At 42.0% G+C, this 24,686-nt stretch carries 20 protein-coding genes; 17 read left to right on the forward strand and 3 right to left on the reverse strand.

All coding sequences use genetic code 11. The features are described 5' to 3' along the window. Positions 1 to 224: 224 nt before the first annotated feature. The 8 genes from AC622_RS09250 to AC622_RS09285 all read left to right on the forward strand — a co-directional run bounded on the left by AC622_RS09250 (position 225) and on the right by AC622_RS09285 (position 13,000). On the forward strand, positions 225 to 1,043 hold the full coding sequence (locus AC622_RS09250) for a pyruvate, water dikinase regulatory protein (protein ID WP_049670811.1): 819 nt from the start codon (positions 225 to 227) through the stop codon (positions 1,041 to 1,043). Next, positions 1,043 to 3,706, forward strand: coding sequence for a pyruvate, phosphate dikinase (gene ppdK / locus AC622_RS09255; RefSeq protein WP_049670812.1), 2,664 nt, complete (start codon positions 1,043 to 1,045; stop codon positions 3,704 to 3,706). The genes AC622_RS09250 and ppdK overlap by 1 nt, the downstream gene beginning before the upstream one ends. A 238-nt stretch (positions 3,707 to 3,944) precedes the next feature. Beyond that, entirely contained in the window at positions 3,945 to 6,098 is a 2,154-nt protein-coding gene (locus tag AC622_RS09260; protein WP_049670813.1) for an ATP-dependent Clp protease ATP-binding subunit, read from the forward strand. A gap of 159 nt (positions 6,099 to 6,257) precedes the next feature. Further along, complete coding sequence (locus tag AC622_RS09265) at positions 6,258 to 9,686, forward strand: S8 family serine peptidase (protein WP_049670814.1); 3,429 nt, start codon at positions 6,258 to 6,260, stop codon at positions 9,684 to 9,686. An 84-nt stretch (positions 9,687 to 9,770) separates the two neighbouring features. Then, positions 9,771 to 10,061 (forward strand): hypothetical protein, encoded by a 291-nt coding sequence (locus AC622_RS09270; protein WP_049670815.1) that lies wholly within the window; start codon positions 9,771 to 9,773, stop codon positions 10,059 to 10,061. Positions 10,062 to 10,220: 159 nt separating this feature from the next. Beyond that, on the forward strand, positions 10,221 to 10,886 hold the full coding sequence (locus tag AC622_RS09275; RefSeq protein WP_049670816.1) for a PspA/IM30 family protein: 666 nt from the start codon (positions 10,221 to 10,223) through the stop codon (positions 10,884 to 10,886). A gap of 46 nt (positions 10,887 to 10,932) precedes the next feature. Then, positions 10,933 to 11,454 (forward strand): NfeD family protein, encoded by a 522-nt coding sequence (locus AC622_RS09280; RefSeq protein ID WP_049670817.1) that lies wholly within the window; start codon positions 10,933 to 10,935, stop codon positions 11,452 to 11,454. A gap of 10 nt (positions 11,455 to 11,464) precedes the next feature. Further along, positions 11,465 to 13,000 (forward strand): flotillin family protein, encoded by a 1,536-nt coding sequence (locus AC622_RS09285; RefSeq protein WP_049670818.1) that lies wholly within the window; start codon positions 11,465 to 11,467, stop codon positions 12,998 to 13,000. 68 nt (positions 13,001 to 13,068) lie between these two features. On the opposite strand, the gene AC622_RS09290 is transcribed toward AC622_RS09285, so the two are convergent. Further along, the gene (locus tag AC622_RS09290) at positions 13,069 to 13,551 is read right to left on the reverse strand and encodes a hypothetical protein (protein ID WP_049670819.1); all 483 of its coding nucleotides are present in this window, start codon (positions 13,549 to 13,551) and stop codon (positions 13,069 to 13,071) included. A 469-nt stretch (positions 13,552 to 14,020) separates the two neighbouring features. Here AC622_RS09290 and proB point away from each other — a divergent pair, with 469 nt between their 5' ends. Continuing rightward, a complete protein-coding gene (proB, locus tag AC622_RS09295) occupies positions 14,021 to 15,145 on the forward strand; it encodes a glutamate 5-kinase (protein ID WP_049670820.1) in 1,125 nt (374 codons plus the stop codon). Continuing rightward, a complete protein-coding gene (locus AC622_RS09300; RefSeq protein ID WP_049670821.1) occupies positions 15,138 to 16,385 on the forward strand; it encodes a glutamate-5-semialdehyde dehydrogenase in 1,248 nt (415 codons plus the stop codon). Before proB ends, AC622_RS09300 begins: the two co-directional genes overlap by 8 nt. Before the next feature lie 63 nt (positions 16,386 to 16,448). Here the strand turns inward: AC622_RS09300 and AC622_RS21210 are convergent, their stop codons facing one another. Then, positions 16,449 to 16,589 (reverse strand): hypothetical protein, encoded by a 141-nt coding sequence (locus tag AC622_RS21210; protein WP_197089922.1) that lies wholly within the window; start codon positions 16,587 to 16,589, stop codon positions 16,449 to 16,451. A 910-nt stretch (positions 16,590 to 17,499) separates the two neighbouring features. On the opposite strand from AC622_RS21210, the gene AC622_RS09305 reads away from it, so the two are divergent. Continuing rightward, positions 17,500 to 18,654, forward strand: a complete 1,155-nt coding sequence (locus tag AC622_RS09305; RefSeq protein WP_049670822.1) for a cyclically-permuted mutarotase family protein — start codon at positions 17,500 to 17,502, stop codon at positions 18,652 to 18,654. 115 nt (positions 18,655 to 18,769) lie between these two features. Here the strand turns inward: AC622_RS09305 and AC622_RS09310 are convergent, their stop codons facing one another. Next, on the reverse strand, positions 18,770 to 19,225 hold the full coding sequence (locus AC622_RS09310; protein WP_049670823.1) for an OsmC family protein: 456 nt from the start codon (positions 19,223 to 19,225) through the stop codon (positions 18,770 to 18,772). 218 nt (positions 19,226 to 19,443) lie between these two features. On the opposite strand from AC622_RS09310, the gene AC622_RS09315 reads away from it, so the two are divergent. The 6 genes from AC622_RS09315 to AC622_RS09340 all read left to right on the forward strand — a co-directional run bounded on the left by AC622_RS09315 (position 19,444) and on the right by AC622_RS09340 (position 24,468). Next, complete coding sequence (locus AC622_RS09315) at positions 19,444 to 20,397, forward strand: peptidylprolyl isomerase (RefSeq protein WP_231589500.1); 954 nt, start codon at positions 19,444 to 19,446, stop codon at positions 20,395 to 20,397. A 163-nt stretch (positions 20,398 to 20,560) separates the two neighbouring features. Next, positions 20,561 to 21,136, forward strand: coding sequence for a nitroreductase family protein (locus AC622_RS09320; RefSeq protein ID WP_049670824.1), 576 nt, complete (start codon positions 20,561 to 20,563; stop codon positions 21,134 to 21,136). Positions 21,137 to 21,275: 139 nt separating this feature from the next. Next, positions 21,276 to 21,854, forward strand: a complete 579-nt coding sequence (locus AC622_RS09325; RefSeq protein ID WP_049670825.1) for an RBBP9/YdeN family alpha/beta hydrolase — start codon at positions 21,276 to 21,278, stop codon at positions 21,852 to 21,854. Positions 21,855 to 21,882: 28 nt separating this feature from the next. After that, on the forward strand, positions 21,883 to 22,527 hold the full coding sequence (locus AC622_RS09330) for an SDR family oxidoreductase (protein ID WP_049670826.1): 645 nt from the start codon (positions 21,883 to 21,885) through the stop codon (positions 22,525 to 22,527). A gap of 250 nt (positions 22,528 to 22,777) precedes the next feature. Next, positions 22,778 to 24,184, forward strand: a complete 1,407-nt coding sequence (gene ablA / locus AC622_RS09335; protein WP_049670827.1) for a lysine 2,3-aminomutase — start codon at positions 22,778 to 22,780, stop codon at positions 24,182 to 24,184. 2 nt (positions 24,185 to 24,186) lie between these two features. Then, entirely contained in the window at positions 24,187 to 24,468 is a 282-nt protein-coding gene (locus AC622_RS09340; RefSeq protein ID WP_049670828.1) for a YokU family protein, read from the forward strand. The last annotated feature ends 218 nt before the right edge of the window (positions 24,469 to 24,686 follow it).

A 24,686-nucleotide genomic window follows, 5' to 3' on the forward strand; every position in this document is an offset into this window, starting at 1 on the left:
ATTTTACTATGACTGGAAAGAGTTGTCTGACAAAAGTTTGATTTTTACAAATAATTAATCTTGCGCAAAATATTAGGCAACTAAAGCATAAATGTTATATACTAAATTCAAATAGTATGGCACAATTAAGAAGGAGAGACGTTTATTTGTGCGTTTATCCCTTTAAATTGACAAGGTTCATACATAGAATATGTTATTAAGCCAGAAAGGAGATGAACATAAATTTGGAGAAAAGAGAAGTCGTTTATGTTGTCTCTGATTCCGTTGGAGAAACAGCAGAATTTGTGGTAAAAGCCGTTTCAACGCAATTCAATGGGGGTCATGTGGATATCAGGAGAAACTCATTCGTTCAAAGCGAAGAGGATATTGATGAGATTATTAACATGGCAAGACAGCAGAAATCAATAATTGCTTATACGATTGTTATCCCATCCTTAAAGGAATACCTGGACCGCCGGGCAGCCTTGGAGAATATCCGGGCCGTTGATTTGCTATACCCATTAATGAATGCCTTTGAAGAGAAATTTCATAAGGAGGCAACCCATCGCTCAGGCTTGATGAGACAGCTTGATGATGATTACTTCCGCAAGGTTGAAGCGGTTGAATTTGCCGTTAAATATGATGATGGAAGAGACCCTAGAGGTGTATTGAATGCCGATATTGTATTAATTGGTGTATCAAGAACCTCCAAGACACCTCTTTCCATGTATCTAGCCCATAAGAGATACAAAGTAGCCAATGTTCCCCTTGTACCTGAGGTAACTCCGCCGGAGGAACTATTTAAGATCAAAAAAAGTAAATGCTTCGGGCTTATTATTACGCCGGACAAGCTCAATGCCATTCGGAAAGAGCGGCTTAAATCTTTAGGGCTTACCTCTCAGGCCAGTTATGCAAGCTATGAGAGAATTCTTGAGGAGCTGGATTATGCCGAGAAAATAATGAAAAGGGTCGGCTGCCCTGTTATTAATGTGTCTAATAAAGCTGTTGAAGAAACAGCCAGCGTCATACTTGATATTTTAAAAAGTGAAAGGAGTTACAAATAATGACCAAATTCGTCTATCTATTCAATGAAGGAAACAGCACTATGAAGGAATTGCTTGGAGGCAAGGGTGCCAACCTGGCAGAAATGACGAACATTGGATTACCCGTACCGTTCGGGTTCACCATCAGCACGGAGGCTTGTAACTCCTATTATGAAAATGATAAAACGATTTCTTCTGAGGTTAAGACACAAATCTTAAAGGCTCTCTCTGAATTAGAGAGCATAACAGGCAAGAAATTAGGCGATCCAGCGAACCCGCTCCTTGTATCCGTTCGTTCTGGGGCTGTTTTTTCCATGCCGGGAATGATGGATACCATTTTGAATTTGGGCATGAATGCGGAAACGGTCGTCGGGATGGCCAAGCTGACGAATAATCCTCGCTTTGCTTATGATTCTTACCGCCGCTTCATTCAAATGTTCTCTGATGTTGTTTTAGGCGTTGATACTTTTTATTTTGAACAATATTTGGAGGAAACACGAGAAGAGAAAGGCTATAAGCATGATCCTGAAATGACAGCAGAGGATTGGATGGGAATCATTGAAGGCTACAAAAAAATCGTGCAAAAGCATACGAAGCAGGCCTTCCCGGAAGATCCCGAACAGCAATTATTCCTGGCTGTTAATGCTGTATTCGATTCTTGGAATAATCAGCGGGCGAAAGTGTATAGACGTTTAAACAAGATTCCTGATCATTTGGGGACTGCTGTTAATATTCAAAGTATGGTCTTTGGAAACATGGGCGAAGATTCCGGCACAGGTGTCGCCTTCACACGGAACCCTTCTACAGGTGAGCATATCTTATATGGAGAATATTTAATCAATGCCCAAGGGGAGGATGTCGTGGCAGGAATACGGACACCTGAACCCATTCAGGCATTGGAAAAGGATATGCCGGCAGTGTTCAAGCAATTTACTGATACATGTAAAAAGCTGGAGAGTCATTATTTGGACATGCAGGATATTGAATTTACGGTTGAACGCGGGAACTTATTCATTTTGCAGACAAGAAATGGGAAGCGAACTGCGCAAGCAGCCATCCGCATCGCAGTTGAAATGGAACAAGAAGGAATCATCGATAAAGAGACCGCTCTTTTGCGTGTCGATCCAGAACAGCTTGATCAGCTGCTTCACCGCCGCATAGATGATACCCACGTGCGAAAGCAGCTGGCTAAAGGTCTTCCAGCATCTCCAGGCGCGGCTACTGGTCAGGTTGTCTTTGATGCAGATGAAGCAGAACTGTTGGCTTCAGAGGGAGTGAAGGTCATTCTCGTCCGTCCGGAAACAACACCAGATGATATTCACGGAATAGTCGCATCTCAGGCGATCGTTACTAGCAGGGGCGGGATGACAAGTCATGCAGCCGTTGTTGCCCGTGGGATGGGAAAAGCCTGCATTTGCGGCTGTGATGCATTGAAGATTGATTTGAAAGAGAAGCAGTTCAAGGTTGGCGAGGTAGTCGTTAAACATAGAGAGACCATTACGATTGACGGTTCAACTGGGGAAATCATGCTTGGTGAAATACCGATGATTGAGCCTGAACTCTCCGAGGAATTTAAGACCTTATTAAAATGGGCTGATGAATTGAGAGACCTTGGTGTCAGAGCCAATGCTGATAATCCAGAAGATGCAAGAAAGGCACTTGAGTTCGGAGCGGGCGGTATCGGTCTTTGCCGGACGGAGCATATGTTTATGGATGCAAAAAGGGTTCCTTTTGTCCAAAGCATGATCTTGGCAGAAACCTTGCCTGAGCGGGAGGAAGCTCTGAGCCATCTCCTTCCGATGCAGCAGGAGGATTTTGAAGGGATATTTGAGGCAATGGAGGGAAATCCGGTGACGATTCGTCTGCTTGACCCTCCTCTGCATGAGTTCCTGCCGGACAAGGAAGAATTGCTGGTCGATGTGACAAAGCTGCAAATCATAGAACCTGATAGCTCAGAACTAGCAGAGAAAGAAGCATTATTAAAGAAAGTCCGCCAATTGGATGAGTTTAATCCAATGCTAGGTCATAGGGGCTGCCGTTTAGGAATGATTCATCCTGAAATCTATGGTATGCAAGCAAAAGCCATATTCTATGCCGTTGCATCCATCATGAAGAAGGGACTCCCTGTACAACCAGAAATCATGATTCCGCTTGTCGGACATGTGAATGAGCTTAGACAAATGAGACAGCTCGTCATTGATACGGCACAGGAGGTTGAAAAGGAAACAGGTCTTACATTCACTTATACGGTTGGAACCATGATTGAGATTCCGCGTGCGGCTTTAACAGCGGATGAAATTGCGGAGGAAGCAGATTTCTTCTCATTCGGTACAAATGATTTAACACAGACGACCTTTGGTTACAGCCGTGACGATGCGGAGGGGAAATTCCTGCAGACTTATATAGAAGAAAAGGTATTGCCTGATAACCCATTTGCGGTCCTTGATCAAAACGGGGTTGGCAAATTGGTAGAACTAGGTGTCCAATTAGGAAGAAAGGCAAAACCGGAGCTGAAAACTGGTATTTGTGGTGAACACGGAGGAGAGAAGCTTTCCATTGATTTCTGCTACAGGACAGGGCTTGATTATGTGAGCTGCTCACCATACCGTGTACCGCTTGCGAGACTGGCAGCGGCACAGGCGACTATCCGAAATCAACAATCAAAAGAAGCTGTAACGAATTAATGGCTTGAACATGAAAAGCCCTGCAAGGTACATTCCTTGCAGGGCTTTTTTGCAGATGAATGATGGAAGAAGAAAAACGAGACAAAATACTTGAAAGTCAAAGAAGGTCAGAGTATAATGAAGTCAAAGGTCAAATATAGTCAAAGTCAAACTCGGTATTAATCAGACAAACTAAGACCTTTCACTAAAACAAAAGATGAAATGAATAAAATGAAACGTAATGGAGGAGGAGTCACATATGTTATGTGAAAAATGCCAAAAAAATCAAGCAACTGTTCAAATGCAGCTCCGTATTAATGGTCATCAGGAAAATCACCATTTGTGCTCTTCTTGCTATAAAGAAGAACGACAAAAGCTGGGAACAAAGATGAATGGATTAAATATGAATGCGATGAATCCATTTTCCTTCAACCCATTTTCAAATGATTTCAATCAAGGCGGCTTTCAAATGCCTGGTCAGGAACAGCGAGCACAAGAACCGCCTCAAACCGTTCAAGGCGGCAGAGGAGGGGGATTGCTTGACCAATATGGCCGTAATCTGACACAGAATGCTAAAGCAGGTCTCATTGACCCAGTCATTGGCCGTGATAAAGAAGTAAAGCGTGTCATTGAGATCTTAAATAGACGTACGAAAAATAACCCCGTACTAATTGGTGAGCCTGGTGTAGGTAAAACAGCCATTGCCGAAGGATTGGCACTGAAGATAGCAGAGGGCAATGTGCCGGCGAAATTGAAAACGAAGGAAGTTTATTTGTTGGATGTTGCCTCACTCGTCTCCAATACAGGAATCCGCGGGCAATTTGAAGAGAGAATGAAACAGCTGATTTCCGAGCTTCAATCACGAAAGAACATCATCTTATTCATTGATGAAATTCACCAGCTTGTCGGGGCTGGGTCAGCCGAAGGATCCATGGATGCAGGAAATATTCTGAAACCGGCATTGGCCCGCGGTGAAATGCAGCTTGTCGGTGCGACAACATTGAATGAGTATCGTCAAATCGAGAAGGACGGAGCATTAGAGCGTCGTTTCCAGCCTGTGCAGGTTGATGAGCCTACTACCGAGGAAGCGCTTCGCATTCTCAAAGGATTAAAGGAACGGTATGAATCCTATCATCATGTGGAATACAAGGACGATGCCCTAGTGGCAGCGGTAGAGCTTTCCCATCGCTATATCCAGGATCGTTTCCTTCCAGATAAGGCCATTGACTTGATGGATGAAGCCGGTTCAAGATTGAACTTGACTATCGAGGGTGTCGAGGAAGAAACCGCTCAAAAACGTTTGGCTGAAATTCACAAAGAGAAAGAAGAGGCACTTCGAAATGAAGCCTATGAACAAGCAGCTAAACTTCGTGATGAAGAAGAAAAATTAGAAAAAATGCTCCAAGATGGGACTGGAGAAAAACCGGTCGTTACCGTCGATCATATCCAAAGTATTATCGAAGAGAAGACCGGTATCCCAGTCGGCAAGCTTCAAGAGGATGAAGCCAAGCGCATGAACAATCTTGAAGCCGAGCTTAAAAAGAAGGTCATTGGTCAAAAAGAAGCCGTCGAGAAAGTGGCAAAAGCCGTCCGCCGCAGCCGTGCAGGCTTGAAAGCAAAGAACAGACCAATCGGCTCCTTCTTATTCGTAGGACCAACTGGCGTAGGTAAAACCGAGCTTTCTAAAGCATTGGCAGAGGAACTCTTTGGTACAAAAGATTCAATGATACGCCTCGATATGAGTGAATATATGGAAAAACACAGCGTGTCTAAATTGATTGGTTCTCCTCCAGGCTATGTCGGCCACGAAGAAGCCGGTCAATTAACTGAGAAGGTACGTCGTAAACCATATAGCATCATCCTCTTAGATGAAATTGAAAAAGCTCATCCAGATGTGATGCATATGTTCCTGCAAATCCTTGAGGACGGCCGTTTAACAGACAGTCAAGGACATACCGTTAACTTTAAAGATACTGTAATCATCATGACCAGCAATGCCGGCGTGATGGATAAAGTGAATAAAGTAGGATTTGAGGCAGATTCCGTACAGGAGGAAGTCAATATTCTGCAGCAGCTTAGCCAATACTTTAAGCCTGAGTTCTTAAACAGGCTCGACAATATCATTCAGTTCGAGTCCTTAAGTAAAGAAGACTTACTTCAAATCGTCGATCTTATGCTTGATGAGCTTGACGGAATGCTCAAAGAGGAAGGATTAACACTTGAAGTGACAGATGAAGTGAAAGCGAAATTGGCTGAATTGGGATATAATCCAGCATTCGGTGCCCGTCCATTGCGCAGAGTAATCCAAGAAAGATTGGAAGATGCCATTGCAGATTCTATCTTTGACCACCCTGAGGTTAAAGCCTTCAAGGCGGTACTTGAGGATGATACAATCAAAATCATGAAAGCTTAATAAAGAGAATTAACCCCTTGCCATAGAATGGCAAGGGGTTTTTTTATGTATTGGGATGTAGATATTTGTCGAAATAAAAATGAAATAAATGAAAGGATTTGGTAATGTTGTCACGAATTTGTAATATGTAAGAAATACAGAAAGAGGAAGGGAGAAACAATGAAGAAGCTAATCGCCGTTATGGCAGCTGGCATGTTAACGATGTCAGCTGCAGGGGGGACTTATGCGGCAGGTTTTGGGAAATCATCACTTGACCGGTCAGTCCAAGCAAATTTAGAATTGCCGCAGAAGAAAACGGGGCAAAAACATGAGGAGTATTTGCAGGAGGACACACTCATTGTTAAATACTCGGGAAAGATCAGTCACTTATACCGGGCAAAGGATGTCTCTTTTAAAAAGGATTATAGCGCGCTTGGCTACAGTGTCATTAAATTCAAAAAAACAAGTGCAGCACGTGAAGCTCTTGCCAAACTAAGCAAGGCTGGGAATGTGCAGTCTGTCAGTCCAGGAGTGAAATTCAAATTATCATCGGTCAAGACAGACCCAAAAGTGAGCAAGCAGTACTTCAACAAATTATTAAACCTGCCGGCTGCTCAGAAATTAGCCGGTAAGAATAAAGTATCTGTTGCAGTTATTGATACTGGGATAGATAAAAACCATCCTGAATTAAAGAACAAGATTAAATCAAGCTATAATGCCATCAATCCAATTAATGCGCCTATGGCTGATAACCATGGGACACATGTTGCAGGGATTATTGCAGGGGAGAAGAATAACGGGGTTGGGGGATACGGCATTAATCCACAGTCCGATCTTATTTCCATTGATGTCTTTAACCGTGATTTCTTTACGACGGATTATACGGTAGCTGAAGGAATCCTCCAAGCGATCAAAAAGAAAGTCAAGGTTATCAATATGAGTCTTGGTTCTTATTATAGCTCGCCAATCATGGAGGCCGCTGTAGAAAAGGCTCGGAAGGCTGGAATAGTCATGGTAGCGGCAGCAGGGAATGAAGGTGGGGATTATCCTCAATATCCGGCATCCTATGCAGGAGTTATTAGTGTTGGTGCTGTCGATAAGAATAAAACGTTGACCGAATACTCCTCTTATGGAGTTTCGACTGATTTAGTTGCACCTGGGGATAATATTTATGCTCCGACTTACTCACTCGAGAAGAAATCAACCTTTGAAGCATTGAGCGGAACATCTATGGCAACTCCAATGGTGACAGGAACAGTCTCACTTTTGTTATCAAAATATCCAAGCCTAAACGCTGCACAAGTCGAATATATTCTGAAGAAGACTGCCACAGATCTTGGCGCAAAAGGATTCGATGCCAAGTATGGGTATGGCATGGTCAACCCAGTAGCCGCATTGAAGTTTAAGAAAAAAGATATTCCTTCCCTTTCTGTTGAGGCATGGAATAAAGACACTATCCTGAAGAAGGCCAAAACCTTCAGCGGAGCAAAATACACGTCCAAACGGGTCTTTACAAAGCCATTAGATCAGCATTGGGTCAAGAAAACCGTTAAAAAAGGGGAAACCTATCAAATTAATCTAAAGGAATCAAAGGTTTTTGATTCCCAGCTGTATGTCAATGTTTATTCAAAGGATGGCAAAAAACAAAAGGTAAAGCTAATTAACGATGTAAAGGAAGGAAAGACAGAAGGCTATTATTTCACTGCTCCGTATGACGGGACACTGGCTATTGGGGTCAAGGATATCTCGGGCAACTATGATGTAAAAGGCAGCAAGCTGTCTGAGTATGAATTATCCGTTAAGAAAACAAGCCCTAAAGCGGATGAATCAACAATAGACACACCTATCGCAATTGGCAGCTTACCATACAGCACCAAAAATAAAGGTATGTATCTCCTCGGTAAAAACGGAGATGATGATTTCTACCAATTCACAACGGGGAATAAGCCTGAGATGATTAAGCTCGAGCTGGCTGCTCAGCCAGGAAGCGATGTCAGTATTCAAGTGTTTGCAGATTATAAAGATGAAGAAGAGGAATACGAGGACGGAGCAGAGACAGAAAACGGAACGGAAATGGATGAAGAGGAAGGCGAGTTTGATGGGGAGGATGGGAGCGAGCTCATTCTTGAAATCAATAACGGAGGCATTGGCGAAAGCGAATCAGATGTACTGGAAGCAGACCCGAATACAACCTACACAATTCAGGTATCCAATCGTTATGAATCAATGAGTTTTGATTTCTTTTTCATTATGTTCTCAGATTCTGGGGAGTATGAAGGATCCTCTTCTTTAATTCAAGGCACTGTTCCGCAAAATGCCGATCCATATGAGTTTAAGGTGACAAAGATTTCTATGCCGGCTGATGAAGATGGAATCACGAATATCTTTGAGTTCATTTCGGAGGAAGAATATGAGACTTCTCCTGATGATGGTCTCATAATTGATGTGCTTGATGAGATGGCAAAGCCATATAAACTGACAAACAAGCAATCAGGCTATCTCCAATCGAGGGGTGATACTGATTGGTATCGTTTCACTGCAACAAAGACAGGGGTCTATGCCTTTGATTTTGGCAAGGCTAATCATTTGGCACAGGCTTATCAAATCGGTAAATATCAGGATCAAGATACAGGTAAGAAACTGAGATATCTTGATATGATTGGATTTAACATTGATTTCCTATCTAGTAATCTCTCCAACAAGATGTATTTATCACTAGAGAAAGGTGAGACGTATTATTTAAATCTCACAATGGATGATTGGAACGGACGATACAGCGAAAAGCCGTACTCCTTTACATCCAAGTTCCTAGCGGCTCCTTCCGATAAATATGAGAATAATAATGACATTTCTAAAATCAAGAAGCTGCCGGCTATGAAATTCCAAGGCGATTTCGGCAAAAATTTTGATGAAGAATTCTTCTATTACCAGCCGAAAACATCAGGTGCTTATACGATGACACTTGACCAATCAAGTCCGAAAACAAAGGGACTCCCAAAACAAATTAAAAGTCCTGTTGATGCCTATATTTTGATTTACGAAGATAAAAATAAGAACAAAAAACTGGACTATAAAGAACAGGAATCCCCGAATATCATTCCATTTGGAATGGGGTCTCAATACCTTGATAAGAACAAGACGTATTTCATCCATATTGCAGCTGACTACTATTACGTGCCGTTTAGCTTAATCCAATATACATTTGAGATGAAGCTGTTAAATCATAAGGATGAGGATGCAGGTTCTGTGATCAAAAAGAATGTTCCATCCAAGCCAATAAGCATGAAAAACACATCCTCCGGCAGATGGGAAAAATCAGGACGAATCAATATTTACAACCAGAAGAAGGCAGATGAGGATTGGTATAAGATTAATTTCAACAAGAATTTCGAAGGACAGATTCTTTTAGAGGGCGGTAAGGAGCTTGATGGTAAGATTGAAGTCTATCAAAAGGGCAAAAAGGTAGCGGGCTCTGATCGCTATGGCCAAAATGATACGGAAACCCTGCCAATCAAACTGAAAAAAGGCACCTATTATATTAAAGTCACAGATGCCTATGGAGCTGCCTCCATCACTCCATACACCTTAAAGGTGAAGAAAACAAAGTAGGGGACATTGCAGTGAATAATAAGGGGCTAAATCTCTATGAGGTTTAGCTCTTTATTTTGAAAAATATTGTAAAGGCAGTGAGATATGAATATATTCATCATCTTCTTTTCTCTTGTCGTTTCTGTATATGTGTCTGTTTTAATGCTGAAGAGAAACCATAAAAAATGGAGGGCATTATTGATTGCATTAGGAGTAAATACAGTATTATTAACAGCTATAACGTGGATTTTATTTATTTATAATGATGAAGCGAGATTGTTTGGTATCGGTCAAACAAATCTGTTGGAACTTATTTTTTCTATCCCCATCATTACGTGGGTGAACTTTCTGATTCTTGAATTGGTTAAGCAGAAAAGGATAGGCATAACGAAGTAAATGAGCGTTTTTATATGCCTATTTTCACAGGAAACGAGTTTATCTATTTCTCATTCTTAAGAGTGGGTCTTTTGATGTGGGATTAATTTCTAAAATTTGAAACTTTTTAAAAATTCATCCGTAAAATAAGGTAAGATTATAAAGAGGGAGGATGATGAGATGTTTGAATTTTTTAAGCGAATGAAGACGATTGTTAATTCAGAGCTGTATGCCTTGATTGAGAAGGCTGAAGATCCAATCAAAATGGCCGACCAATATTTAAGGGAAATGAAAGCAGAGATTGATGAGGCGGAACGGACAACCGCTAAAGTCATGGCTGAAGAGAAATTGGCTAAGAGAAAGGTCGAGGATCTTAAGACATTGATTGAGAAACGAAATACCCAAGCATTAGAAGCACTGAAGGAGGGGAAAGAAGAGCTTGCTAAGCAGGCTATTCAGCATAAGCTTGATCTTGGGGCAGAGCTTGCTTCCATGCAGAATCTCCAAAACCAAGCAACCCAAAATGTCCAATTGCTTCAAGAAAAGCTTCGGGAAATGTCGGCTGATTACCGTGAACTGCTGATTAAGCGAGATTCCTTGAAAACAAGGGCACTAGCTGCAAAAGCGCAAACCGCGATCAATCGTTCACTACAGACTGACACAAAGTCCTCTTCAAAGGAAGGCTTCTTGCGAATGGAAGAAAAGGTTCTAGAATACGAGGCTCTTGCAGAGGTAAGTGAGGAACTGAGAAATACCCAAGCTGATATTGACCGTGAATTTAAAAAAATGGAATCTGACAGGTTGATAGAAGCAGAATTGAAGGCTTTGCGCGATACGCTGAATTAAGATTTTTCATTAAAAGGATTTTACGGGAAATAGAGAGGTGTAGTCCATGGTTAACACTTTGCAGGATTTTTTCTTATATGGCGTTATCATCAGTACGGCTTTGACCTTCATATTAGTCCTTTTTAATGATTTATTTGATGGACTTTTATTACCTCCATTTTTGAATCCTGTTCTGGTTCTCGCATTCTTTTCCATATTTTGTGGCATCGGTTACTTGTTTATTGCCTTTACTTCTATGTCACCTCTTCTTGCCACAATTTTTTCTGCCATTATCTCATTTATGATTGTTGCGTTTATTCATGTGTTTATTCTAGTTCCAGTCTCGACTGCACAAGAATCCTTGGTAATCACGGAGGAGGCTTTGAAGGGACGGCTTGGGAAAGTTATCATCTCCGTTCCAGAGGATGGATTCGGAGAAGTGCTCATCACGAGTAATAGCGGATCCTTTTCGAAGCCGGCTGTAAGCTTTGAGAAGGAACCCATTCCAGCTGATGCTGAGGTGCTGATCATTGATATACAAAATGGGGTTTTATATGTGAGCCCTTATGAAAATTCTAATTTAGGATAGGGGATTGAATATGACATTAATCTATATCGGTATAGGAATTATTGCTGTATTACTTTTAAGTTTTCTTGGCGTTTTCGTTACAAAATATAAGACGGCAGGGCCCGATGAAGCGCTGATTGTAACAGGCAGCTTCCTCGGCAGTAAAAATGTACATATTGATGAGTCAGGGAACCGAATCAAGATTGTACGCGGCGGCGGAACATTCGTGCTGCCTGTATTCCAGCAATCTGAGCCGCTCAGCCTATTATCAAGCAAGCTTGAGGTTTCCACTCCGGAAGTATATACCGAACAAGGCGTGCCGGTTATGGCTGATGGTGTCTCGATTATCAAAATCGGCAATACCATCTCAGAGATTGCCACAGCGGCTGAGCAATTCCTCGGCAAGACGAAAGAGGACAGGGAGCTCGAGGCAAGGGAAGTACTTGAAGGGCATCTGCGCTCTATCCTTGGTTCAATGACAGTAGAGGAGATTTACAAGAACCGAGAGAAATTTTCTCAGGAGGTTCAGCGTGTCGCCTCACAAGACTTGGCGAAAATGGGACTTGTGATTGTTTCCTTTACGATTAAGGATGTACGGGATAAGAATGGCTACTTAGAATCACTTGGTAAACCGCGTATCGCGCAAGTAAAGAGAGATGCAGATATTGCCACAGCTGAAGCGGACAAAGAAACACGGATTAAACGAGCAGAAGCGGCGAAGGAAGCAACAAAGGCCGAACTAGAAAGAGCAACAGAAATTGCGGAAGCAGAAAAGGTCAATCAATTGAAGATTGCGGAGTTCCGCCGCGAGCAGGACAGCGCGAAGGCAAAGGCCGATCAGGCGTATGATCTTGAAACAGCTCGCTCCAAGCAAGAGGTCACAGAGCAGCAAATGCAAATCAAAATCGTTGAACGTCAAAAGCAGATTGAGCTTGAGGAAAAGGAAATCCTGCGTCGTGAAAAGCAATATGATTCCGAAGTGAAGAAGAAAGCGGATGCGGACCGTTATGCTGTTGAGCAGGCAGCCTCCGCAGAAAAAACGAAGCAGCTGACTGAAGCGGACGCAAATCAATACCGGATTGAGGCGATGGCGAAAGCAGACGCTGAACGCATTCGTTTGGATGGATTGGCGAAGGCCGAAGCCCAAAGAGCACAAGGTGTCAGTGAAGCTGAAATTATCCGACTTAAAGGGGTTGCCGAGGCGGAAGCGAAACAGAAAATTGCCGAGGCCTTTGAACAATTCGGTCAGGCAGCCGTCATGGACATGATTTTGAAAATGCTTCCTGAATATGCGAAGGAAGTGGCAAAACCGCTCAGCAGTATTGACAAGATTACCATTGTTGACACAGGCAGCGGCAGCGGAGCAACAAGCGGTGCTAATAAGGTCACTGGCTATGCCACGAATTTAATGGCTACCCTCCAAGAATCTTTGAAAGCCTCCTCTGGTATTGATGTAAAGGAATTACTGGAAAGCTTTGCTGGCAAGAATGCGGTAGCAGCCCCTAGAGTTAATTTGGAAGAGGAGCTGTTAAAGGGAGATTTGCCTGAAGTGAAAGGATTGGACTGATAAAAAAGTATCCTGAAAACAAGGCTGACGCATTTTGTCAGCCTTGTTTTTTTGACTGATTAAGCCTTTTACTCGGCATAAATTCCTTTGTGAAGATGAATTTCTTTAACAATCGGCTGTGAGAAAGAAAGAATATCTATCTGATGCCATATATCCAGGAACCCATAATGAATGACTTTTTCGTTGAAATGTTCTTTAAAGGGGATGCTTTTATTGATCATGTCATAATAAAGTGATTGAGAATAAATGCGAAATGAGTCCCCTTCAAACATATCATCCTCAGAACACAGAGCCATGCCGACCATATCCCCAATAACAGAAAAGGTAATATAGGTTGGGAAGGTGATTTCGTACGTTTGGATAAACCGTCTATTTTCATCCGCATATGGATTAATATGTGCCATGGAATCTGGATCCAATTCTCTGTGTGCAAGGATTTTAAAAGGGTATGGACTTTTACTGGGAGTAAAATATTCAATATGAAATTGTTCATTCATGGTCAATAAGTTTTTGTAGTTTAAGGTTGATTTATTAGGCTGGTTCAACACCAAATCGTCAACTCCTTTATGGAAATATCTTTTATAGAATATTGTTCGGGGTTATCTTGCTTTTTCCTCTTTCATTCACTTGTTTATTTTTATTGACAAGATTCTGTTGCAAAATGTAACGAAGAAAAAATCCTTTAAATCTGTTGACATTTCCAACACAACTTTCCATAATAAGAAGAAATATTATCCGAACGTTAACGGAGGATTAGTAACCTTGACGTAAGACCATTCGTTTGAAAGAGAGCGGGATTCACAGGCTGAAAGATCCTGCATGCTTGGTCTGACGGGGTGAACCTGCCTCCCGAGTCCCTTTAATCCAGGGCGCTTTTAGAGCGTTAACATAAATGAGCGGAATGCTGGTGACAGCATTCAAGTTAGGTGGTACCACGGAAATGAAGCCCTTTTCGTCCTTTCAATTAGATTGGATAGAAGAGGGCTTTTTTCTATTCAGCCAAAAAAAGGAGTCATTCATATGTCAAAAAAACGGATTGTATTGAAGATTGGCAGCAGCTCACTCACCAATACAAAAGGTGAAATAGATGAACAAAAATTCATGGATCATATTATGGCGATTGTCGCCTTGCGCAAGATGGGTCATGAGGTCGTTTTGGTATCCTCAGGAGCGGTAGCAGCAGGTTTCCGTGCACTCGGTTATCCTGGGAGGCCGGTGACGCTGAAAGGAAAGCAGGCAGCAGCGGCTGTCGGGCAAAGCCTGCTGATCCAGAACTATATGCAGAAGCTCGGGAAATTTAACCTTACGCCTGCCCAGATCCTTCTGACAAGAAACGATTTTTCCATGAAGGACCGCTATAAAAATGCCTATTCCACGATGGAGGAATTATTGAGCAGGGGGATTATTCCCATCATTAACGAAAATGATACTGTATCGGTTGCGGAGCTGACATTTGGGGATAATGATATGCTCTCTGCTCTTGTCAGCGGTCTGATTCATGCAGAACAGTTAATCATCTTAACGGATATTAACGGAGTATATGATTCCAATCCTGGCAAGAACAAGGATGCGAAGCGGTTCGACTTCATTCATGAGGTCACCGATTCATTTTTATCCTTTGCAGAGGGTTCAGGAACGAAGGTTGGAACTGGGGGTATGCTTTCTAAGCTGTTGGCGGCAAGGACTGCGAATTCCCTTGGGGTTCCAGTGTTTATTGGTTCAGGGCAGGGTGAGAATAAATTGCTCGACATTATTGCAGGACACGGAAACGGCACCTATGTCGGAAAGGATTCTTTAAGCCCGTTGAAGAATACGAAGCAATGGATTGCTTTCCACTCAGCCGTGACAGGAAGAATTTATGTTGATGAGGGAGCAGAGCTGGCTTTATTGAAAAAGGGAAGCAGTTTGCTGCCTGCAGGTATTCAACATGTAGCAGGTACTTTTGAAAAGGGGGATGTCGTAGAGGTTCATGGGAATTCAGGGCTCCTTGGGAAAGGGGAAGTGCTATACCCTTCTTACATTCTAGAAAGAATGATGGGGAAACACAGCACAGAGCTTGCTTGCGGAACGAATATGAGCATGGAAATCATCCATCGCGATCAATGGGTGACAATACCGAAAGAGAGGAAGATAATCAATGAGTGAGGTAAGGGAGAAGGGGAAAATCGCCAAAGAAGCAAGCTTTGCCTTGCTTAATGTTACGACCGAAGAGAAAAATGAAGCCTTACGACTGGTTGCTGAAAAGCTATTGTCTGAAAAAGACTATTTGATTCAAGAAAATATCCGGGATCTGCAGGCAGGAAAAGAGGCTGGGTTAACAGAGTCGGTACTGGACCGGATTATGCTGAATGAAAAACGGATTGAAGATATGTCCGCTGCCATACAGCTGTTGATTGAAATGAAGGACCCAATCGGTGAGGTTCTAGAAACAATCAAAAAAGAAAATGGGCTTTTCATTCAAAAGAAGGCTGTCCCGATCGGTGTCATCGGAATGATTTATGAAGCCAGACCGAATGTAACCGTTGATGCGGCAACACTCGCCTTGAAGACAGGGAACGCCGTTGTGCTTCGCGGAAGCTCATCCGCACAGTATTCCAACCAAGCACTTGTCAAGGTCATTCACGAGGCATTATCCCAATCAGCCATCACGCCTCTTAGCATTCAGTTAATAGAGGACACAAGCCGGGAGACAGCGAAAGAGCTGTTCACCATGAATGAATACCTCGATGTTCTTATTCCGCGCGGGGGTAAAAAATTAATTGAAACGGTTGTAAGGGAATCAACCGTGCCTGTACTGGAAACAGGGGCGGGTAATTGTCATCTATTCATTGACCGCACAGCCTCATTTGAGATGGCCTCTCGTATTGCTATCAATGCCAAGACGCAAAGACCGAGCGTGTGTAATGCGATTGAATCCATCTTGATTGAGAAGGAATGGTTCTCAATCCACGGTGCGGCATTCCTAAAAGAGCTTCACGAGCATGGAGTCACCATCTATGGAGATGAAAAAGTGTGTCAGGCATTTCCTCCCGTAAAACGAGCCCGTGAAGAAGACTGGGAAACCGAGTACCTTGGCTTAGAGATAAGTGTTAAGACTGTTTCAGATGTGAAGGAAGCCATAAACCACATCAATCGGTATGGAACGAAGCATTCAGAAGCCATCATTAGTGAAGACAAACAAAATACTGAGATTTTCATGAATTTAGTCGACGCAGCAGCCGTCTACCATAATGCCTCAACCAGATTTACAGATGGATTTGAATTTGGCTACGGGGCTGAGATCGGCATCAGCACACAGAAGCTGCATGCACGTGGACCGATGGGATTAAAAGCTTTAACCTCAAGCAAATATTATCTATACGGAGAAGGTCAAATCCGAGTGTAAGAAGAGGAGAGAGCCGGTTCTATAGGGAATCGGCTCTTCTTCTTTTGAGATGAAAAATGGCTTCTAATCACGCATGGCTCCTGCCTCTCGAGAAGTCATTGCCCCCACTCCTGCTGCTACATCCTTTTTGATTTGTTGTTTAACCTTTTGTGGATCAGTTCCTGAAAAGCCAGTATTCTTGTTTACTTGTTTATTCTGTTGCATAAGTTCCTCCTTCATTTTAGGCTTAACATTAGTATTATTTCAATAAACTCTCTGAGTATCCTATAGACTTGAGTTGTTTTGCTGGATGGAAGCGGGGAACCTGTTTAGGTAAAAAAAGGATTATGATTTTATCACTAGGAAGTTCGGCGCTTTAAAGATGGAATTTTTTTTCGAAATTTAAAATAATGAAGAAGATTATTTACAAAGTCTCGTTTAGTTGGTATATTTTTACTTGTAAGAGCGATTAATGATTATAGAGAGGAGTGAATATTCAATTGAAATATAAATAGCAGCCCTGCACTATTTTACGCAAAAAAATAATTCTCAATTAAAACGAATGTACTTATGTAATAACCTTTATCATGATCATCCTCTTGTATAAGACTCAAGCCCTTTAGTAGCTAGCTAGAAAACATGAAAATCATCAATGGTAGCCAATCTCAATCTCACCATCCTCATAATCCGGTAATGACAGACTTTGCTCGTATAATAATGATAGACCAGCAAACGTTATGAACCTCAAAAAACCCACATATCAAATCATATGGCAATAAATGATTCCATCCCCCCATATCAGTCATAACATCACTTAAGTTCCTTGCATAAAAAATTTTACGAACCATGATAAGAAAGAATACGAACGAAGCGGAGATAAAAAGTCCCTAACAGTTCAAAAGTTTGCATTCTGAAACAACCACTAGTAAGTAACAGAAGCTAATGGCATAGCCATGATTAATTATCTCCTGGCCAGAGAGTGATAGCGCATTCAAACGAGTGTTTGATTTTGATTTTTTTGAGAACGAGGGTTATGACTTCGAGGGGAAAGGCCCATAAAGCTAGATAATAATATTTTATACCGTGAAGTCAGGCAAGTAATGGAAATATTTTATATTTGAGAGGAGAGTCTGTTATGAAAAAATTTTTAGTAGCAGTGATGGCCATGATGCTTATGCTGGTTGGTTTAAACGAAATGAAGATAGACGAATCGAGCGCATCTGGAAAGGCAAAATCCGTGAAAAAAATAGCATGGGAGCATGCAGGAGAATTAGAGGCCCAAACAGGATTTGAAAAAAATATAGGGACAGCAGGGATGTTATCGGGCTCTTATAAAGATTATGTCATTACTGGAGGCGGAGCCAATTTTCCTTATGAGTCAGTATTAAATGGAGGGGTGAAGCAGCATTATTCCGATATATACGTACTTAAAAAAGAAAAAGACAAACTAACGATGGTTCAACATACGAATCTTGATTATGAGATAGGATATGGTTCGTCCATAACAACTAATGAAGGAGTCTACTATATTGGGGGAAGTCCGGATCAAGAACGTGCGAATGATATTACGTTATTTACTATAGATAAAAATAAAAAATTAAAAGTGAAAAAAATAGGAGATTTACCCTTCACGATAAGCGATGGTATCGCGGTGGAGAAAAACGGAAAATTATACATTGGACTTGGCAAACAGAATGGAACAGGCAGTAATAAATTATATGAATATGATGTCAAAACATCTAAGACGAAAGAATTAGCACCCATGCCAGGTGAAAGTGTAAGAAATCAAAGTGTAGCCCAATTATTAAATGGAGATCTCTATGTATTTAGCGGTGGCGGGTCTGTTGCCTATACAGATGGATATAAATATAATATTAAAACGAATTCATGGTCAAAAGTTTCTTCTGTAACGGTAGGGGATAAACAACTTTCTTTATTAGGCGCCAATTCAGTGAAATTAAACAATGATGAAATGATGGTAATAGGAGGATTTAATAAAGAAGTATATGATGACGCAACGAAAAATTTAACTACTTTACAGGGGGAAGAATTACAAGCGTTTAGAGAGGTCTATTTTACAGCCGATCCGTATGAATTTAATTGGAATAAAGATATATTAATCTATAATGCAAAAAAGAATACATGGAGATCAGTAGGTAAGGTTCCCTTTGATGCACCTTGTGGTGAAGGGTTAGTTTTAATGGGGAACATGATCTATTCTATAAATGGTGAAATAAAACCGGGAGTAAGGACGAATGCCATTTATTCGGGAACCATAGCTTATAAGTAAATTTTTTAACAAACGTGAAAATGTTTATTGCCTGATAGAGTGGCTGGAATCCTTTTATTCCAGCCTCTTTATTTGTGCAGTAAAATGATGCAAAAGCAAACAAAAAAGCCGTCTTTTAGATAGAGACGGCTTTCTTGATGGTCACCTCGAGTTGCAGTTCCACATTTCCCATAATTGCTCTGCTAATCATGCAGGATTTCTCTGCTTTCTCAGCTAGTCTTCTGGTGAGATCAATTTCCTTCTCAGAGGAAGAGGCCTTTAAGGTGATGGTCGGACGATGAATAATTTTCTTATAGGTAAATATGCCATTGGTGACATCGACAACACCGACAGATTCCATCGTCAAATCTTCTTTCTCAATCTTGCTGCGTTCTAGCATCGCTGCTAGGGTGATAATGTAGCAGGTTGATGCGGCGCCTAGCAGCATTTCGTCTGGGTTTGTCCCTATGCCGGGACCATCCATCTCAGCTGGGATGGAGATGTTGGTTTTTAAGTTTCCTGCCTCGATTGTACCTGAATCATTTCGCAGACCAGGCCAATGAGCTTTTAAATGAAAATGGTGTTCAGCCAAACGAATTCCTCCTTAATAACGACTATGTTCATTTTACCTTATCTTGGTATTCAGAGAGGAGGATATTGCCCGTTAGTGGAATAATCCGGTCTATTTCTACACAATATAAATAAGTCGAAAATATTTTTCGAATTATATTTACCATTTGACATATAGCTGACACATTATATGATTATAGTAACACCATAGAAAACACATTGTGATAGGAGTTATCAAACATGTCGAACGAGCAAAACAAGGATCAGAACGAACAACAAGAAGAGCTTGTTGCAGAGGAAAAAGCACCGAAGATGAAAAAGAAAATGAGCAAGAAAATGATCGCGGGTATTACAACATCCGTTGTTCTTATTGCAGCTATAGCCGGAGGCGCTTATGCGTATGTGAAATCACAAACGGTCGCATCGGTGGATGGCGAACGAATTACAAAGGAAGAGTTATACGATTCTTTAGTAGGCGTATACGGTTCCGCTGCAGTAGATAATCTAGTCACGAAAGTGGTCATTGATAAAGAAGCAGATAAACGCGATATTAAAGTGAAAAACAGTGAAATCAACGATGAAGTGGCTGTATATGAAGAAAACTATGGCGGTGAAGAAGGTTTGAAGTCCGCCTTAGAAGCAAGCGGACTAACATTGGCTGATTTGAAAGAAGATATTGAAACGAATATCAAAATTGAAAAATTAATGGCAAAAGATATTGAGATCACAGATGATGAAGTAAAAGCCTACTATGAAGAAAACAAAGATGACTATGATACAGCAGAATCTATTGAAGTAAGCCATATCCTAGTTGAAGACAAAGAAACAGCGCAAAAAGTACTTGATAAGCTGGAATCTGGGGAAGATTTCGCTGATTTAGCGGAAGAATATTCTACTGACGAATCCACTGCTAAAAATGGCGGTGAACTCGGCTTCATTAAATCAGGTGAAATGGTAGAAGAGTTTGAAAAGGCGGCATTTGCCCTTAAAGTTGGCGAAATTAGTGATATCGTCAAAACGGACTATGGCTACCACATCATCACAGCTACTGATTATAAAGAAGCAAAAGAATCCACCTATGAAGAGTCTAAAGAAGATGCAAAAGAAGCTGCTTTAGCTGCGAAAATTTCTTCGGAATACAGCTCATGGGTTGAAGAACTAAAAACAGAATATGATATTCAAAAAAATATCTAAAAATGAAAGCTGGATAGCGCAGCCTAATCAACAGGGCCGCTTATCCGGCTTTTTTGTATGGATGAATAAAAAGAGGCTGAAGTTTTTGATAATTCGCTTTTAAATGTATATATTTGTATTGGTGCTTTTCAAAAAAGGGAAGTAATTGATGGGAGAGAGAAGGATGGAATTATTCGAAGCAATTAAGACAAGGAGAAGTATCGGCAAGGTTAAAGGGGATCCTGTTCCAAGGGAATTAATTGAGCAGGTTATTGAAGCCGGAACATGGGCGCCATGTCATCATAGAACAGAACCGTGGCGATTTGTCGTTCTTGAGGGAGATGGACGGAACAAGCTGCGTGATGCACTAACAGCCTCTCTTCAAGCTACTATGGATGATCCTCATACGGAGGAAAATCAAGCAAGGCTTGAGAAAATCAGCAAGCAGCCATACCGGGCACCTGTGATTATCGTCACCGCAGTTGAGCCGGTTGAAAACGATAAGGTCATTAGGGAAGAAGAATTTGCCGCTGGTCATGCGGCTGTTCAGAATATGCTGCTTGCTGCCCATGCTTTAGGACTTGGGGCAGTTTGGCGGACGGGCAAGCCGCTTTACACAAGAACAATGTGTGAGGCTTTCGGACTCAGTGAAAAAGGAGCCGTTACTGGATTTCTTTATATCGGCTATCCGGACATGACTCCAGCTCCTGCAAAAAGAAAGACCGTCGATGAAGTAACAGAATGGCACAGCGAAGGATGAACCATCAATAAAGGAAACCCTATTCACTGTCTTTTAGACATGGATAGGGTTTTTTATTTGAACAAAATAGGGAATATGAATAGACATAAAATATATTAATCTGATAAACTTAGTATGAAATAAAAAGGAGGGTCATGATATGACTGAAAGCTACTTAATTTTACACGGTCTTGGCGGAAGCGGGCCGGAACATTGGCAATCCTGGCTCAGCCATGAACTGGTGAAAGAAGGGAAGACGGTCTATTATCCGACCCTGCCGGATTATGACCATCCGAAATTATCGGATTGGCTTGATGAGTTGGATAGAACCTTCCAAAGGATCGGGACAGATGAGAGGTTAACAATCATCGCTCACAGCCTGGGCTGTATTCTTTGGCTGCATTATCGAAAACAAACACTTCCTGGGATCGTGAACCGTGTTGTGCTCGTCGCACCGCCGTCCCCTTATTATAAGCATGAATGTATCCAAGCGTTTTTCCCTTTGGACATTAAGGGTATAGAGAAAGATCAGCCTTATGCCGATACATTGCAGATTCAATCGACTAATGATCCGTATTGTTCGGTCGAAGAGAGCCGATATTTCAGCCAAATGGGCATTCCGCAGAAAATTGTGCTGAATATGGGACATATCAATGTGGATTCAGGCTATGGCCCATGGCCCTGGATTCTCGATTATTGTCTAAAAGAGAATGAGGCGAAACTCATGAGAGAAGGCTGATTATTACACGTGAACAGGAGCTGAGCATGTGAGAGTATTAGTAGTTGGAGCGAACGGACAAATTGGCCAAAAAGTGGTTAAACTTATACAGGAATCTGAGGAACATTCTCCTGTGGCAATGGTCAGGAAGAATGAGCAGAAGGAAAGTCTCGAGAAAGAAGGAATCGATGCTGTGCTGGCTAATCTTGAGGATAGTGTGGATGAACTAGCTAAAGTCCTTCAAGGAGTGGACGGCGTCATCTTTACTGCCGGCTCAGGAGGCAGTACAGGCGCTGATAAAACCTTGCTGATTGATTTAGACGGTGCCATCAAAATGATGGAAGCATCTGAACAGGCTGGTGTGGAGCGTTTCGTACTGATTAGCGCAATTGGTGCTGATAAGCGAGAGAATTGGAGCGAGGAAATCAAGTCTTATTATGTTGCCAAGTATTACGCTGACAAAGCACTCGAACAAAGCAAATTAAATTATACAATCATCCGTCCGGGCGCACTCATAAATGAACCTGGAACAGGAAATGTGTGGGCGGGAACGGATTTCGAATATGGCAAAATTCCTAGAGAGGATGTGGCTCGTACGGTAGTTGCGTCCCTGACAGCTGAACCGACATACAGAAAAGCGTTTAATCTGATTTCTGGTGATACAAAAATTGATGCAGCTGTGAAAAATCTTTAATTCTCTGGGCAGGCTGACCTTTATGGTCAGCCTTTTTTTGATTTGAGTTTTAAATGCCTAATTATAATAAAGCAGGAATAACCTTATTCATTCTGCCTTCCCCGTCTATTTCTAGGCTATGTAAAAGTAGGTCTAAAGAAAGCTTTTCCATCTTTCTTGTGAGTCATATACACATTTGCCCAACTGCTCTCATATAGATAGTAAAAAAGAGAGAAAATATTTGTCCTGCAAATATGGGGAGGTATCGTGTATGAAATATGATTTGTACAAACCAACGCGGCACTGGAAGGATATCGAGCTCTGGAAGGATGTTACAGAGGAGCAATGGAATGACTGGATCTGGCAGCTGACCCATACGATCAAGACCTTGGAGGATTTAAAGAAGGTCATTAATCTCACACCTGAGGAAGAAGAGGGAGTCCGCATCTCGACGAAGACGATTCCCCTGAATATAACTCCTTATTATGCATCATTAATGAATCCGGATAATGAACGATGTCCAGTGCGCATGCAATCAGTCCCGATTGGAAAGGAATTATATAAAACGCCGTATGACCTGGAGGACCCGCTTCACGAGGATGAGGATTCGCCGGTACCTGGTTTGACGCACCGCTACCCGGACAGGGTTTTATTTTTGGTGACGAATCAATGTTCCATGTATTGCCGATATTGCACGAGAAGGAGATTCTCCGGCCAAATTGGAATGGGCGTACCAAAGAAGCAGTTAGACCAAGCGATAGGCTATATCCGCGAAACCCCGGCTGTGCGGGATGTGCTCATTTCCGGTGGAGATGGATTATTAATCAATGATAGTATCCTTGAATATATTTTGAAGAATTTACGAGCCATACCGCATGTCGAGATTATCCGAATCGGTACCCGTGCTCCTGTTGTATTTCCACAGCGGATTACGGAGAATCTATGCAATATCCTGAAAAAGTATCATCCGGTTTGGCTGAATACCCATTTTAATACATCGATCGAAATCACGGAGGAATCAAAGAAGGCCTGTGAAATGCTTGTGAATTCAGGAGTGCCGGTCGGCAACCAGGCGGTTATCCTTGCAGGCATCAATGACAGTGTCCCAATTATGCGCAAGCTCATGCATGATCTCGTCAAAATAAGAGTAAGGCCGTATTATATTTATCAATGTGATTTATCTGAAGGCATTTCCCATTTCAGGGCACCAATCAGCAAGGGCCTAGAGATTATTGAAGGATTGAGAGGACATACGAGCGGATATGCTATTCCAACATTCGTCGTGGATGCCCCTGGCGGCGGCGGAAAAATATCACTCCAGCCAAATTATATCCTTTCCCAATCACCAGATAAGACGGTTCTCAGGAATTATGAGGGAGTCATTACTACCTATCCAGAGCCAGAATCTTATACGGCGGGAACAGCAGATGGGTATTTTCAGGAAATCTATGGTACGTATGAAGAAGACCGCGGTGATGGCGTCCTAGGCTTATTGCATGATAAACAGTTTAATCTCGTACCAAAGAACCTCCCGCGTTATGAGAAAAGGGAAACCTATGAACAGGCACCTGATCATGCTTCCTTGAAGGACAGACGTGAAAAGCGGGATGAGTTGAAGGAGAAAAAATATAAAGCGCAGCAAAAGCCCAGTCTAGCAACGAATGAAGGCGGGGAATAACGATGAGCCAAATCTGCCTATGGTGTGAAGAAGCTGGAGCAAGCCTAATAACAGACACTGTTTATTGGGAGCTGCCTGATGGAACCAATACTGTCCAAATTACGGAGGTTCCCTCCATAAGCTGCGCAAAATGCGGCATGATTTATCAAACAGATGAACAGGTGAAGGAAATTGAGGATCAGCTATTTTTGATTGATACGAAGGAGCTTGAGAAAAGCCTGACTTTTCAGGAGCTTATGGAGAAAAAAAGATTGCTGAAAAGGAATTATTTCGACTTTAGCTAGTTGATAAATGGATAAAGGTTCAGCCCTTATTTGGGGTTGAACCTTTTTCTTGTGCGCCCTGCATGGGCGAAAACTTGGTGGTGCAAGTCCACTACAGGCTTGGCAGTAGGAACTGTTAGCGAAAAGCAAGGTGGCTATCGTGAGGTAGTGGCTGAAGGAAGCTGGACGCAAACTCCTGAACTGACGAACAGAAACTAGATACAAGGCTGGGCTGGCTT

The sequence above is a fragment of the Bacillus sp. FJAT-27916 genome (assembly GCF_001183965.1).
Taxonomy (GTDB): domain Bacteria; phylum Bacillota; class Bacilli; order Bacillales; family Pradoshiaceae; genus Pradoshia.

What these genes read in the sequence shown, in the direction of transcription:
- AC622_RS09260 (WP_049670813.1), top strand. Translation starts at nt 3,945, where the DNA reads ATGTTATGTGAAAAATGCCAAAAAAATCAAGCAACTGTTCAAATGCAG.
- AC622_RS09285 (WP_049670818.1), top strand. Translation starts at nt 11,465, where the DNA reads ATGACATTAATCTATATCGGTATAGGAATTATTGCTGTATTACTTTTA.
- AC622_RS09320 (WP_049670824.1), top strand. Translation starts at nt 20,561, where the DNA reads ATGGAATTATTCGAAGCAATTAAGACAAGGAGAAGTATCGGCAAGGTT.
- AC622_RS09325 (WP_049670825.1), top strand. Translation starts at nt 21,276, where the DNA reads ATGACTGAAAGCTACTTAATTTTACACGGTCTTGGCGGAAGCGGGCCG.
- AC622_RS09280 (WP_049670817.1), top strand. Translation starts at nt 10,933, where the DNA reads ATGGTTAACACTTTGCAGGATTTTTTCTTATATGGCGTTATCATCAGT.
- ppdK (WP_049670812.1), top strand. Translation starts at nt 1,043, where the DNA reads ATGACCAAATTCGTCTATCTATTCAATGAAGGAAACAGCACTATGAAG.
- AC622_RS09300 (WP_049670821.1), top strand. Translation starts at nt 15,138, where the DNA reads ATGAGTGAGGTAAGGGAGAAGGGGAAAATCGCCAAAGAAGCAAGCTTT.
- ablA (WP_049670827.1), top strand. Translation starts at nt 22,778, where the DNA reads ATGAAATATGATTTGTACAAACCAACGCGGCACTGGAAGGATATCGAG.
- AC622_RS09265 (WP_049670814.1), top strand. Translation starts at nt 6,258, where the DNA reads ATGAAGAAGCTAATCGCCGTTATGGCAGCTGGCATGTTAACGATGTCA.
- AC622_RS09305 (WP_049670822.1), top strand. Translation starts at nt 17,500, where the DNA reads ATGAAAAAATTTTTAGTAGCAGTGATGGCCATGATGCTTATGCTGGTT.
- AC622_RS21210 (WP_197089922.1), bottom strand. Translation starts at nt 16,589, where the DNA reads ATGCAACAGAATAAACAAGTAAACAAGAATACTGGCTTTTCAGGAACT.
- AC622_RS09340 (WP_049670828.1), top strand. Translation starts at nt 24,187, where the DNA reads ATGAGCCAAATCTGCCTATGGTGTGAAGAAGCTGGAGCAAGCCTAATA.
- AC622_RS09270 (WP_049670815.1), top strand. Translation starts at nt 9,771, where the DNA reads ATGAATATATTCATCATCTTCTTTTCTCTTGTCGTTTCTGTATATGTG.
- AC622_RS09275 (WP_049670816.1), top strand. Translation starts at nt 10,221, where the DNA reads ATGTTTGAATTTTTTAAGCGAATGAAGACGATTGTTAATTCAGAGCTG.
- proB (WP_049670820.1), top strand. Translation starts at nt 14,021, where the DNA reads ATGTCAAAAAAACGGATTGTATTGAAGATTGGCAGCAGCTCACTCACC.
- AC622_RS09315 (WP_231589500.1), top strand. Translation starts at nt 19,444, where the DNA reads ATGTCGAACGAGCAAAACAAGGATCAGAACGAACAACAAGAAGAGCTT.